Origin of the sequence: Methylorubrum podarium, assembly GCF_022179745.1 — a bacterium.
Classification (GTDB): Bacteria; Pseudomonadota; Alphaproteobacteria; order Rhizobiales; family Beijerinckiaceae; genus Methylobacterium; species Methylobacterium podarium.
This window is the reverse complement of the sequence record NZ_BPRD01000138.1, coordinates 1-11255: the sequence shown is the minus strand read 5'-3', so window position 1 is coordinate 11255 and position 11255 is coordinate 1. Positions and strand designations below refer to the sequence as shown.

Annotated in this window: 13 protein-coding genes and 1 pseudogene; 8 read left to right on the top strand and 6 right to left on the bottom strand. The window is 71.5% G+C overall.

Translation table 11 applies throughout. From position 1 onward, the window contains the following. The 3 genes and pseudogenes from MFF42_RS07495 to MFF42_RS07485 all read left to right on the top strand — a co-directional run. Positions 1-196: pseudogene (locus MFF42_RS07495) on the top strand (transcriptional regulator NrdR); the annotation flags it as partial. Positions 197-246: 50 nt separating this feature from the next. Further along, on the top strand, positions 247-1323 hold the full coding sequence (gene ribD, locus MFF42_RS07490; protein WP_238255185.1) for a bifunctional diaminohydroxyphosphoribosylaminopyrimidine deaminase/5-amino-6-(5-phosphoribosylamino)uracil reductase RibD: 1077 nt from the start codon (positions 247-249) through the stop codon (positions 1321-1323). Between the two features lies 1 nt (position 1324). After that, positions 1325-1963 (top strand): riboflavin synthase, encoded by a 639-nt coding sequence (locus MFF42_RS07485; RefSeq protein ID WP_238255184.1) that lies wholly within the window; start codon positions 1325-1327, stop codon positions 1961-1963. Between the two features lie 187 nt (positions 1964-2150). Here MFF42_RS07485 and MFF42_RS07480 read toward each other — a convergent pair whose 3' ends face one another. After that, positions 2151-2672, bottom strand: coding sequence for a hypothetical protein (locus MFF42_RS07480; protein WP_238255183.1), 522 nt, complete (start codon positions 2670-2672; stop codon positions 2151-2153). Between the two features lie 296 nt (positions 2673-2968). Here MFF42_RS07480 and MFF42_RS07475 point away from each other — a divergent pair, with 296 nt between their 5' ends. Beyond that, positions 2969-4195 (top strand): hypothetical protein, encoded by a 1227-nt coding sequence (locus tag MFF42_RS07475; protein ID WP_238255182.1) that lies wholly within the window; start codon positions 2969-2971, stop codon positions 4193-4195. On the opposite strand, the gene MFF42_RS07470 is transcribed toward MFF42_RS07475, so the two are convergent. Together MFF42_RS07470 and MFF42_RS07465 are read right to left on the bottom strand one after the other, a co-directional pair. Continuing rightward, complete coding sequence (locus tag MFF42_RS07470; protein WP_238255181.1) at positions 4183-4608, bottom strand: GtrA family protein; 426 nt, start codon at positions 4606-4608, stop codon at positions 4183-4185. The genes MFF42_RS07475 and MFF42_RS07470 overlap by 13 nt on opposite strands. Then, entirely contained in the window at positions 4608-6149 is a 1542-nt protein-coding gene (locus tag MFF42_RS07465) for a UbiA family prenyltransferase (protein WP_238255180.1), read from the bottom strand. Before MFF42_RS07465 ends, MFF42_RS07470 begins: the two co-directional genes overlap by 1 nt. A 321-nt stretch (positions 6150-6470) precedes the next feature. Here MFF42_RS07465 and ribH point away from each other — a divergent pair, with 321 nt between their 5' ends. From ribH to MFF42_RS07445, 4 genes are all read left to right on the top strand, one after another. Continuing rightward, a complete protein-coding gene (gene ribH / locus MFF42_RS07460; RefSeq protein ID WP_238255179.1) occupies positions 6471-6980 on the top strand; it encodes a 6,7-dimethyl-8-ribityllumazine synthase in 510 nt (169 codons plus the stop codon). Further along, positions 6977-7498 carry a transcription antitermination factor NusB gene (gene nusB, locus MFF42_RS07455; protein WP_238255178.1) on the top strand — a complete coding sequence of 174 codons (522 nt, stop codon included), beginning with the start codon at positions 6977-6979 and terminating at the stop codon, positions 7496-7498. Before ribH ends, nusB begins: the two co-directional genes overlap by 4 nt. Positions 7499-7503: 5 nt before the next feature. Continuing rightward, positions 7504-8481 (top strand): thiamine-phosphate kinase, encoded by a 978-nt coding sequence (thiL, locus tag MFF42_RS07450; protein ID WP_238255177.1) that lies wholly within the window; start codon positions 7504-7506, stop codon positions 8479-8481. Between the two features lie 203 nt (positions 8482-8684). Next, positions 8685-8900, top strand: a complete 216-nt coding sequence (locus MFF42_RS07445; protein WP_238255176.1) for a hypothetical protein — start codon at positions 8685-8687, stop codon at positions 8898-8900. 119 nt (positions 8901-9019) lie between these two features. Here the strand turns inward: MFF42_RS07445 and MFF42_RS07440 are convergent, their stop codons facing one another. The 3 genes from MFF42_RS07440 to MFF42_RS07430 form a co-directional block, all read right to left on the bottom strand. Next, positions 9020-9865, bottom strand: coding sequence for an SDR family oxidoreductase (locus MFF42_RS07440; RefSeq protein ID WP_238255175.1), 846 nt, complete (start codon positions 9863-9865; stop codon positions 9020-9022). Between the two features lie 16 nt (positions 9866-9881). Then, positions 9882-10061 (bottom strand): DUF1328 domain-containing protein, encoded by a 180-nt coding sequence (locus MFF42_RS07435; protein WP_017486406.1) that lies wholly within the window; start codon positions 10059-10061, stop codon positions 9882-9884. Between the two features lie 73 nt (positions 10062-10134). Next, the coding region (locus MFF42_RS07430) for a chloride channel protein (protein WP_238255174.1) at positions 10135-11255 on the bottom strand (1121 nt) is incomplete at its 5' end.

Sequence of the window (11255 nt, the reverse complement as noted above, 5' to 3'; positions counted from 1 at the left end):
CGACGTCGCCTATGTCCGCTTCGCCTCGGTCTACAAGAATTTCCGCGAGGCGCAGGACTTTCAGGATCTGCTCGGCACCCTCGGCGGCCGGCTGGAGGGCGAGGCGTCGCTCCCCGAGGCGGAGGTGGCCGCGCCCGTCCCGGCCGATGACGAGGTCGCCCCGCGCCGTCGCCGTCCCGCCCGGAAGCAGGCGTGACGGGGCGGGCCGTGGAGGCGTCGCAGCAGACAGCGCTCGATCTGCGCGCCATGCGCCTCGCCCTGGCGCTGGGGCGGCGCAATCTCGGCCGCACCTGGCCGAATCCGAGCGTCGGCGCCGTGGTCGTTGCCGAGGGTCGCATCGTCGGGCAGGCGGTGACGGCGCCCGGCGGACGGCCGCATGCGGAGCCGCTGGCGCTCGCCATGGCCGGCGCGGCCGCCCGCGGCGCCACGCTCTACGTCACCCTCGAGCCCTGCTCGCATCACGGCCGCACGCCGCCCTGCACCGACGCGACGATCGCCGCCGGGATCGCCCGCGTCGTCACCGCCATCGAGGATCCCGATCCGCGGGTCGCCGGGCGCGGCCATGCGGGTTTGCGCGCCGCCGGGATCGCCGTCGAGACCGGCCTGCTGCGCGAGGAGGCCGCCCGCGACCATCGCGGCCACGTCTCCCGCGTGACCCGCGGGCGCCCGAGCCTGCACCTCAAGCTCGCCCGGACCCGCGACGGCTTCGCGGCCCCCTCGACCGGCGAGCGGCTGAAGATCACCGGCCCGATCGCCGACGGGGCGGTGCATCTGTGGCGGGCGCATGCCGACGCGATCATGGTCGGCATCGGGACGGCGCGGGCGGACGACCCCTCGCTGACCGTGCGGCTGCCGGGACTCGCCGAGCGCTCGCCGCTGCGGATCGTCCTCGACTCGACGCTGCGTCTCAACCCCGCCAGCCACCTCGTGCGCGGCGCCCGCGACCTGCCGACCCTGGTTCTGACCGGCCGGGGCGCCCCCGCCCATGCCCGGCGGATGCTCGCCTCCTTCGGCGTCGAGCTCGCTTTCGTCCCGACCGATGCGCAGGGCCGCATCGACCTCAACGCCGCGCTGGCGCTCCTGGCCGAGCGCGGCCTGACGCGGATCTGCAGCGAGGGCGGGCCGGCGCTTGCCGATGCGCTCGCGGCGCACGATCTCATCGATGCCTGCACGCTCATCACCGGCCCCGTCACGCTGGGCGAGGCCGGCGGCCTGCCGGCGCTCGGGCCGAACCTCGCACGCCGCCTCGCCGACGGCGCGCTGCGCCTGACCGAGACCCGCGACTTCGGCCCCGACACGGCGGTCACCTACGAGAGGATCTGACATGTTCACCGGGCTCGTCAGCGATGTCGGCCGCGTCGTCTCGGTGGAGGGCGCGGAGCGCCTGCGCCGGATCGTCATCGAGAGCGCCTACGACTCCGCCGGCATCGCGCTCGGCGCCTCCATCGCCTGTTCCGGCCCCTGCCTCACCGCCGTCGCGGTGGAGCCGCACGGGGCGGGCTGCCGCTTCGCCGTGGACGCCGCGGCCGAAACCCTGGACCGCACCACGGTCGGCTCCTGGCGCGAGGGCACGCGGGTCAACCTCGAACGCTCGCTCAGGCTCGGCGACGAGCTCGGCGGCCATCTCGTGACCGGCCACGTCGACGGAATCGCCGAGATCCTCGCCCGCGAGACCGTGACCGGTGAGGACAACCCCTGGGGCGCCAGCGAGCGCTTCACCCTGCGGGCACCGGCGGCGCTCGCCGGTTTCATCGCCGAGAAGGGCTCGATCTGCCTCGACGGCACCTCGCTCACCGTCAACGCGGTCTCGGGAAGCGACTTCTCGGTCCTGCTGATCCCGCACAGCCTGTTGGTCACGACCTGGGAGGAGCGCCGCGCGGGGGACCGGATCAATCTCGAAGTCGATCTCCTGGCCCGCTACGCCGCGCGGCTCGCCGAGACACGCGGCTTGTTGCAGGGGTGATCGGTCATCCGTTTGATCACCTCGGTTTCTCCTCCGTCATTGCGAGGCGAAGCCGTGGCAATCCAGGGCGCTGCCGTATCCGGATATGTTGCGCCCTGGATCGCTTCGGCTCCGCCTCGCGATGACGGGATTGGGCGATGTCCGAGGTGATCGACCGGAAACCGTTTGAGACCCGGATTGCTCGGCCTCACTTGCCGTCGTAGGCGGCGGCGAGGCTGTTGAGGATCCTCTGGGTGTCGCCGTCGTATTTCTTGTCGCCCGCGGGCGAGGCCCAGTAGCTCACCAGCAGGGAGCGCTCGCCCTCGGCCTTCGGCACGACCGAGATGTAGCGCAGCACCGTCGGCTTGCCCTCGTAGGTCGCCGGATACTCGGTGACCTTCAGCATGTAGGTCGGGAACTCGACCTGCTTGGCCGACTCGGCGCCGACGACCTTCACGCCCTGATCCTTGAAATAGGCGTTGTGCTCGTCGAGCAGCGTCTGGAACTGGGCGGGCCGGTAGTTCTCGAGCCAGAGATAGACCTCCTCGTCGGCCGTCCGGACCTGGATGCCGCGCTTGATCTCGGAGACCTTCCACGCGTCCGGCACGTCGATGGCGATCGGCCGGTCGCCCGGCACGACCGTGACGCGCTTGGCCGAGGCGGACGGGCCGCCCAGCAGCAGCAGGGCGAGGGCCGCCCCCACCAGGAATGTCGCGCGTCCCGTGATCATAGTGAGCCCCCGTCGGCCGCATTCTTGTGCAGTGGTGCGGCGGAAGCTTTGCTGTTTTTGCGCATCCCCGACAATCGGCAATGTGACCGCGACCCTGGGATTCTTCGGCCGACGCGCGGGGCGCTTCACCGCCCACTGATTTTTGCGGGTCCGCCTGCGGCACCGTCGCCATCGACGGAGCCGAGGACCGGTCTTGCCTCCGAGTAAGGCCAAGGTTCACAAGGGAGACACTTCGCCGTTCCCTCCGAGTCCGGCGCCGCGATTCGGGTTCGTCTTGTAAAAGGTCGGCGGACAGCATGACGGGACTGGTCGAGCGGCGCCGCGACAGGGTGCTGGCGGGGCTCACCGCGCTGAGCGGTGCCCTCCTTCTCGCCTTCCTGCTCGGGCGCGGCGCACTGCGCGATGCCGGCTTCAACTCGCACGGGGCGCTGGCCGACGCGTTCCTGCACGGGCGGCTCTGGGTCGAGCACTGCCCCGAGATCGATTGCGCGCTGTTCGAGGGGCGCACCTACATCATCTTCCCGCCGCTGCCGGCGCTGCTGCTGACGCCGTTCGTGGCTCTGTTCGGCTTTCCCGGCTTCAAGGGCTTCGTGCTGCTGGGCCTGTGCCTCTCGGGCTTGAGCCTCTTCGCCTGGAGCCGGATCTTTCGCGCGCTCGCGGTCGAGCGCCAACAGGCCCTGTGGCTGCTGGCGGCGCTCGCCTTCGCGAGCCCGCTCTATCAGGTCACCCTGCGCTCCGACGGCGTCTGGTTCTTCTCCCAGACCGTCGCCTTCCTGATGATGAGCCTGAGCCTCTGGGCGGTGATCGTCCGGGGATCGCTGCCGCTCGGCGGCCTGTTCGTCGGCCTCGCCTTCCTGTGCCGGCAGATGGCGATCTTCTACCCGCTGTTCCTGCTGGTTCTGGCCCTGCCCCGCGACCGCCCGCTGCTCGCGAACCCGGCCGCCGTCGCGCGTTCGGCGTTCCTCGCGGCCCTTCCGGTCGCGGCGGCCATCGCCGTCTACTGCGCCTACAACGCCGCGCGGTTCGGCAGCCCGTTCGAGACCGGCTACGCCTACATCCACAATCCCGGCCAGGACAGCTTCATCTGGCACCGCATCACCGAGACCGGTCTGTTCTCGCGCGACTACCTGCTGTTCAACACCCTCTACCTGTTCCTGCAGGGGACCCATTTCACATTCAGCGGGCCGCGGCTCATGGACCTCGTCGGGTTCGACAAGGCCGGCACGGCGATCCTCGTCGCGAGCCCGTGGCTGCTGCTGGCCTACTACGCGCGGCTCGACCGGGTGTTCTGGGCCGGGGCGGCGACCATCGCGGTCATCGCCGGGATCACCCTGTTCTACCACTCGAACGGGGCCGAGCAGATCGCGACGCAGCGCTACGTTCTCGACTGGCTGCCGATCCTGATGGTGCTGATGGTGCGCGGCGAGCGTCCGCCGGCCTTCGCCGCCCTGCCGCTTCTCGTCACCTGGGGCGCGGTGGCGAACCTCGCCGTGGTGACCCTGCTCTCCGTCTACAAGCTCTGAGGCGCGGGCCCCGGGCCCGAGCCGAAGGTGACGAGCCGGTGGCCGAGATAGTTGGCTACGGCGCCCACCGCGATGCCGAGGCCGTGGGCCAGCGCCTCGGCGACGGACGGCCTGAGGGCCGGCAGCAGGCCGGTCAGGCCGTCGAGCACCACCGTGCTCACCGCGAGCACCACGCCCGCGCCGACGGCGTTGACCGCGAGGAACAGGCCGACCTGCCCGCGCAGCGATCCCCGCGACGCCCCCCGGAACACGAAGGCCCGGTAGAGCCAGAACGAGGCGAGCATGCTCAGCCCGTAGGCGGTCAGCAGGGCCGACTCGAAGGAGAGGACGAGCGACAGCGGGATCCGCGTGAGCCAGTTGATCGCCGTCGCCGTGCCGCCGGCGATGAGGAAGCGGACGACTTCGTTGCTCATCACAGCCCGAGCCCCTGCGGCAAGAGGCTGGCCGGCAGGAGTCCGAGCGGCAGGCCGAAGGCGGCCGCCGCGAAGGCGAGGCCGGCGATCCCCGCCAGAGCGAGGCTCGGACGGTCCTTGATCGCGAAGGCGACCGGGTCGTCGTGGAGCGCATCCCGTCCCGCCAGCAACCAGACCCGGCCCATGAACAGGACGAGGATCAGCGGGAAGCTCCACAGGGCCAGGGGCGCGGTGAGCGCCGCGTGCTGGAACGCCTCGTTGGCGAGGTAGAGGATGAAGATGACGACGCTGGCGAGCCCCGAGGCGATGCCGAAGGCGAGCACCACCGCCTCGTCCGCCGGCTCGTAGCCGCGCCCGGCGATGGTGCCGGCCTGCCCGCGCCGCGCGGCGCCGCGCAGCTCGGTGTACCGCTTGGCGAAGGACAGCGAGGTGAACAGGAACATCGAGAAGGTCAGGAGCCAGGGCGACCACGCCACCGCCACCGCCGCCACCCCGACCGCGATGCGCAGGGTGAACAGGCTTCCGAGCGTCAGCGCATCGAGCATCGGCACCCGTTTGAGCCACGCGGAGTAGGCGAGCGTCAGGGCGAGATAGGCGAGCACGCCGGCGAGGACCGCCGCCCCGGCATAGGCCGCGACCGCGAGTCCGCCCGCGAGACCGAGGCCGAGCGCCGCCAGGGCGGTGGCGATGGGAAGCCGGCCGCTCGCCAGGGGACGGTCGCGCTTCGACCAGTGCGCCCGGTCGTGGGACAGGTCGAGCAGGTCGTTCAGCAGGTAGCTCGCCGAGGCGACGAGCCCGAGGGCGAGGAAGGCCAGGAGCGCGCTGCCCCAGGCCAACGCCTCCCCTGCCCGGCCGCCGAGGACGAGCGGCAGGAAGACCAGGGCGTTCTTGGCCCACTGGTGCGGGCGCAGGGCCCTGACCAGTGCGCGGGACCGCGAGGCGGAAGGGAACTCCTCGACCGGCTTGCCGAGCCGCCGCGCCGCGCGGAGCACGCGGGGGGAAGCCCCCACCACGATCACCCCGCGCGAAGCGGCCCAGACGGGCAGGTCGGCGGCCGCATCGCCCGCGTAGTCGAAGCCCTGCGGGTAGAGCGCCCGGAGCTGCGCCGCCTTCGCCGCGCCCTTGAGGTTCCTCACCCCGTCGCTCGCCACCACCCGGTCGAAGACGGGGAAGCGCCTCAGGGCGCGCAGGGCCATCAGCTCGTCGGCGGCGGTGGCGAGCACGATCTCCTGGCCCGCCGCCTTCCGCGCCTCGATATGGGCGAGCAGCGCCTCGTTGGCCGGCAGGGTCGCGACGTCGAGTCCGGCACCTTCCGCGATGCGGCGCTTGAAGAAGGCCCGGCCCCGCGGAAGCCACAGCAGCATCGCCAGCAGCATCAGCGGATTGCGCCGCAGCAGGGCGATGATGCCTTCCAGCAGCAGATCCGTCCGCAGCAGCGTGCCGTCGAGGTCGATCACCAGCGGGACCGGCCGTGACGCGGAACCCGCCTCCTCGGTCAGGATCGGAGCCGTCCCGGCCCTTCGCGCCCGCGCCGTCGCCATGCTGGATAACCCCCGTTTCCAGTGCGGGGCCGAGTTTCGGGGACCCGCAAACTTGCGTTCGACAGTCTATCGCCGGCATCGACTTCGGTCGGGTTAATAGGTGCGGCTGCACGCTGCGGAAGCGGCACTTCGGCCCGATGTGATTGATCAATCCTCTCCACTTCAACCAAAAAGGGAGGATCTTTCGCGCCGAGGCTTGCGCGTCGTGCGCCCGCGCCGCGCCGGGCGCGTGCCCTCTGCCGCTTGTGGAGCGCGCGGCACTTGGGCTAACCCTCCGGCCCGCCCCGAACTTCCGCGAACGCAGCCCGGAACGTCACACGCATGGTCTCCCAAACTCGGGACGCGGACGCGCCCAGAAGCATCCTCGAGAGCCTCGCCGGCACCCGCGTGCTGGTGGTGGAGGCGCGCTACTACGACGAGGTCGCCGACGCGCTGCTGGCGGGCGCCCGCGCGGCGATCGAGGCGGTCGGCGCCGAGGCGCGGGTCTTCACCGTGCCGGGCGCCCTCGAAATCCCCGCCGCCATCGCCATCCTGATGGAGGCCGGCCGCAAGGCCGGCGGGCCCTACGACGCGGCGGTGGCGCTCGGCTGCGTCATCCGCGGCGAGACGGGGCATTACGACATCGTCGCGGGCGAGAGCGCCCGCGCCCTGATGGACCTCTCCGTGTCCGAGCACCTGCCGCTCGGCAACGGCATCCTCACCGTGGAGACCATGGAGCAGGCGCTCGCCCGCGCCCGGGTCTCCGAGATGAACAAGGGCGGCGGCGCGGCGGAGGCAGCTCTGAGCCTCCTCGCCATCAAGCGCGCCGCCAATCTGGAACCCCCGCGATGACCGACCCCGCCGCGACGCCGGCCCAGCCGAAACCGAACGCCCGCACCGGCGCCCGCCTCGCCGTGGTGCAGGCGCTCTACGAGATGGAGATCTCGGACAAGGGCGTGATCGACGCGCTCGCCGAGTTCGAGGCCCACTGGATCGGCCAGGAGATCGACGGCGTCGCCCATCCCCCGGCCGAGACCGCCTTCTTCCGCGACGTGCTGCGCGGCGCCGTCGAGGAGCAACGCGCCATCGATCCGAAGCTCGACGCGGCCCTCGCCAAGGGCTGGCCGCTGCGCCGGCTCGAAGTCGTGCTGCGCGCGATCCTGCGGGCGGGCGCCTACGAGCTGATGTTCCGCCGCGACGTGCCGGCCCGGGCCGCGATCTCGCAATACGTCGATGTCGCCCACAGCTTCTACGGCGGCGACGAGCCGGGCATGGTCAACGCCGTGCTCGACCGGGTCGGCCGCGAGGTGCGCTCCACCGAGTTCGGCATCCCGGCCGCTCCCGGCCCGGCGACGGCGAAGAAGGGCTGAGCGGAATGGCGCGCGCGGGCGAGGAGGCGCTGATCGCGCGCTACTTCGCGCCGCTGAGCGGCCCCGGCGCCGAGGGCCTGCGCGACGACGCCGCGAGCCTGACGCCGACGCCCGGCCACGACCTCGTGGTGACCGCCGACGCCGTCGTAGCCGGAATCCACTACTTCCCCGACGACCCGCCCGGCTCCATCGCCGTCAAGGCGCTCGGGGTGAACCTTTCCGATCTGGCCGCAAAGGGCGCGGTTCCGCGCGGCTTCCTTCTCACCCTCGCCCTGCCGGATGACTGGACGGAGGCGTGGCTTTCCGCCTTCGCCGAGAGGCTCGGGGAAGCGAGCCGCGCCCATGGCTGCCCGCTCCTCGGCGGCGACACCGTGCGCTCCGGCGGCCCAGCGCTGATCGGCGTGACCGCCTTCGGCGAGGTGCCGGCGGGCGCGATGCTGCGGCGTCAGGCGGCGAAGGCCGGCGACCGGCTCTGCGTCAGCGGCAGCATCGGCGACGCGGCTCTGGGCCTCGCCCTGCGGCTCGCGCCCGATCCCGCGCTGGAGGCGAGCCATCGCGACGTCCTGCTCGACCGCTACCTGCATCCCCGTCCGCGTCTCGCTCTCGTCCCGGCTCTGCGCCGCCACGCCCGCGCGGCCATGGACGTCTCGGACGGGCTCGCGGGCGACCTGCACAAGATGCTCGCCGGGACGGGTCTGACCGCGCGGATCGATGTCCCGGCGGTGCCGCTCTCGACCGCCGCGGGCGCGGCCATCGCCCGCGATCGGAGCCGACTCGCGACGGCGCTCACCGGCGGCGACGATTACGAGATTCTCTGCGCGGTGCCGCCCGACTCTGTCGCGGCGTTCCTCGCCGATGCGCAGGCCGCCGGAGTGCCCGCGGCGGAGATCGGAACCGTGACGGCCGGCGACGGACCGCCCTGCTTTCTCGATGCGCAGGGACGGGAGATCACCTTCACCCGCGCCTCCTTCAGCCATTTCTGAGGCTCGGAGCCAAACGACGCTCCTCTCGGAACGGTTGCCGACTGACGTCGCAATCTTCCATTCTTTTCGGCAAGTGGAGCCTGGCTGCCGCGAAGTTTCATAAGCTTATAATACAATTATATATACGCTTGCTGTCGTGATTCCTCATTGCGCCGGTGTGCGAAAGCTGCATTATACTTTTGTCGATATGGGAGGAGTGAATAATGATGCATCCCTCGAAGTTCTTGCTCGCCGCTGCCGTCGTGGCAGGTGCCGCTGCCCTTCCCACGATGGCTTCGGCCGAAAGCTCCAAGGGGAGCAAAGCCGAACCCGCGAGCGCGTCGAAGAACACCCAGTCGAGTGTCGACGAGTTCGAAGAGAACCGGCGTGCTCACATGCAGAAGAGTAAGGAAAACAACGCGAAGAAGGGCGCGGAGTAAGCGTTTCGCCGCGCCTTTGCGACGACGCCTCCCCGTCCCAACGCCCTGGTATGGTCGGTCGGGTCACGTGGGGGCGTGGATCGTCTTCTCTCGGATCGTCGGTTCGGGCGGACGCCGGATCAGGGCTCGATCCCGACCTGCCGTCGGCTCAGGGTCCACACCCGCTCCTGCAGGGCCTCGTCCCGGCTGAGGGCGGAGGAGGCCGTCTCGCGGCTTCTGGCGAAGTAGCGCCCGCTCACGCCGTCGAGGTCGGGCGCCGTGGCGACGTGGAGCGAGGTCTTGGCGCCGTCCGCCGGGGAGATCAGGAACGGGCGGATCAGGCCCCAGGCGAAGCCGAGGAGGCCGTGGGTGTTCTTGGCGAAGTCGCTCGCCACCACGCCCGGATGCACCGCGTTGACGGTGATGGGGCTCCCGGCAAGGCGCCGGGCGAGCGCGCAGGTGAACAGCACGTTGCCGAGCTTGGCCTGCGCGTAGGCCTTCATCGCCGAGTAGCGGCGCTCGCCGCCGAGATCGTCGAAGTCGATGCGCCCCCTCGTATGGGCGGCGGAGGCGAGGTTGACGATTCGGGCGCGGGGCGCGGCTTCGAGCGGCGCGCGCAGCTCGTGGGTGAGCAGCACGTAGGCGAGGTGGTCGAGGGCCCAGGTCCGCTCGATCCCGTCGGCCGTGACGTGGCGCTCCGAGAAGATCGCGCCGGCATTGTTCACGAGGATGTCGAGGGCGGGGTAGCGCGTCCTCACTTCGCCCGCGAGGCGGCGGATCTCGGCCTGACTCGACAGGTCGGCGAGGAAGACGTCCGCCGCGCCGCCGGTCTCCCGGCGCAGATGCGCGGCGGCGCGTTCCGTGCGCTCGCGGTCGCGCCCGACGAGGCCGACCCGCGCCCCGAGGCGGGCGAGCCCCAGGGCCGTCTCGGCGCCGATCCCGGAGGAGGCGCCGGTGACAAGGGCGGTGCGGCCGTCGAGGCGCACGGTCGGATCCGCCGGATCAGAACACCGCCTGACCGATGGCCAGCGCGATCACCACGATGACGATGGCGAGCACGAGGAACAGGCCGAACAGGATGCGGGCGATCGAGCTGGCGCCGGAGGCGATGCCGGTGAAGCCGAGGGCGCCCGCGACGAGCGAGATGACAAAGGCGATGGCGGCCCACTTGAGAAGCGTCATGGCAGTTCACTCCGAAACGAAAGCGGAGCAGTAACGGCCGACGGGCCGGCGGCGTTCCGCCGCGCGCCGCGCTTTAGGGGCTTCGCTCCCCCGCCGCGCGCCGCACGATCAGCTCCGCCAGCGTGTGGTAGAGCCCGCCCCGGCAGACCGACTTCGACACCGCGTCGGCGATCAGCGCCGCGAGCATCAGCGGGATCACCATGGAGTGGTTCTGGGTCATCTCGGTGACGATGACGAAGGAGGTGATCGGCGCCTGGAGCACGCCGGTCAGGTAGGCGGTCATGCCGATCAGAACGAGCGCGCCCAGGGGCGTCGGGCCGAGGAGCTGCGGCATGACCAGGCTCGCCTGGGCGCCGAGCCCGGCGCCGACGGCGAGCGAGGGGGCGAACAGGCCGCCGGGGATGCCGCTGATCGAGGACAGCACGGTCGCCACGAATTTCAGCGGCGCGAACTCCCAGCTCGGATCGCTCTCGCCGTGCAGGATTCCCCGCGCCTCCTCGTAGCCAGTACCGTAGACGGCCCCGCCGGACGCCAACCCGCACAGCGCGACACCGAGCCCGCACAGCGTCGCGAACAGGATGGGGCGGCGCTCGATCCACGCGCCGGCCCAGCCCGGAAGGCCGCGGCCGAACTCGATCACGATGCGGCTGAACAAGCCGCCCGCGAGCCCGCCCGCCACCCCGATCAGCGGCACGGCGAGCCACCCGGAGGCGAGGGAGAGCTGCGCGTCGGAGGTGCCGAAATAGGTGTAGTCGCCCAGGATCGTCAGCGAGGTCAGGCCCGCGGCGACGATGGCGGCGACGATGAGGGCGCTGCCGCGCCGGTCATAGGCCCGGCCGAGTTCCTCGATACCGAAGACGATCCCCGCGAGCGGGGTGTTGAAGGCGGCGGCGACGCCGGCCGCGCCGCCCGCGAGCAGCAGGCCGCGCATCCGCTCCGGGCTCAAGCGGCCGAGGGTGGCCATGATCGCCGCGCCGACCTGCACGGTGGGACCCTCGCGCCCGATCGAGGCGCCGCACAGGAGGCCGAAACACATCACGACGATCTTGCCCGCCGCGACCTTGAGCGAGATCAGGGCGTGGCGCGCCGGCCCGTCGTCGAGGGCGCGGGCGGCGATGACCTGCGGGATGCCGGACCCTTGCGAGTTCGGGAACACGGTCCGGGCGAGCCACGCGGCCAGCGCGAAGCCGGCCG